Annotated in this window: 1 protein-coding gene; it reads right to left on the bottom strand. The window is 71.8% G+C overall.

What is annotated here, in order from left to right:
- Window positions 1-25 precede the first annotated feature (25 nt).
- Window positions 26-994: glycoside hydrolase family 31 protein (locus tag ABD194_RS20960; RefSeq protein ID WP_343995149.1), on the bottom strand; the 969-nt coding region annotated here is incomplete at its 5' end.

Here is a 994-nt window from a genome sequence, read left to right as displayed (position 1 = left end):
CCCGCCACCGTCTACCGCATCCCGCTCACTCGGGCGCGTGGCGGACGAGGTCGAAGCGGGTCCGCGCGTGGCCGGCATACCCCCGACCCGACGTCTCGTGCTCGACCGTCACCTCGCCGCCCGCGCGAGTCACGACGACGCGCGTCGTGAGCCGCTCGGGCTCACCGGCGGCGTCGCCGTGCCTGACCGTGAGGCCGTCGTCCTCGACGAGCACCGACTCCCAGTGGCCGTCGACGACCGGGTCGAAGACGTGCAGCTCGATGCTCTCGGGCCGGTAGCCGTCGGTCGAGGCGGGGACCTGGGTCCACATCGGGATCGCGGCGCCGGCGCGGGCGAAGAGGGGGATTCGCTCGAGCGGCGTCTCCACCGTGATCCGCTGGCCGCCGGGGTGCAGCTCGCCGGTGTACCAGTCGTACCAGTCGCCCGCGGGCAGGTAGACCGAGCGCGAGGTCATGCCCTGCTCGGTGACGGGCGCGACGAGGAGATCGCGGCCGAAGAGGTACTGGTCGTCGACGTCCACGACCTCCGGGTCGTCCTGGTAGTCGAGCACGAGCGGCCGCTGGACGGGCTCGCCGGTCTCGGACGCCCGCACGAAGGCCGAGTAGAGGTAGGGCATCAGCCGGTAGCGCAGGCCCACCGCCTGCCGGGTGAGGTCGTGGATCTCGGGGCCGAACGACCACGGGTACTGGTCGATGTTGCCGGTCTCGGAGTGGTTCCGGCAGAACGGGGTCAGCACGCCCATCTGGAACCAGCGCAGGAACAGCTCCGGGTTGGTGTTGCCCTGGAAGCCGCCGATGTCGGCGCCGACGAACGGCTGCCCCGACAGGCCGAAGCCGCACGCCATCGGCATGCTGAGCCAGAGGTGGTCCCAGCGGGCCTGGTTGTCGCCCATCCAGTTCGCGGCGTAGCGCTGGATGCCGGCGAAGCCGGCCCGCGACAGGATGAAGGTGCGGTCCTGCGGACGGGCGGCGCGCAGGCCCTCGATGGTGCCCAT

This window comes from Terrabacter terrae (genome assembly GCF_039529575.1).
In the GTDB taxonomy this organism is placed as follows: Bacteria; Actinomycetota; Actinomycetes; order Actinomycetales; family Dermatophilaceae; genus Terrabacter; species Terrabacter terrae.
The sequence above is the reverse complement of the archived record's forward strand: the minus strand, read 5'-3'. Positions and strand labels throughout refer to the sequence as shown.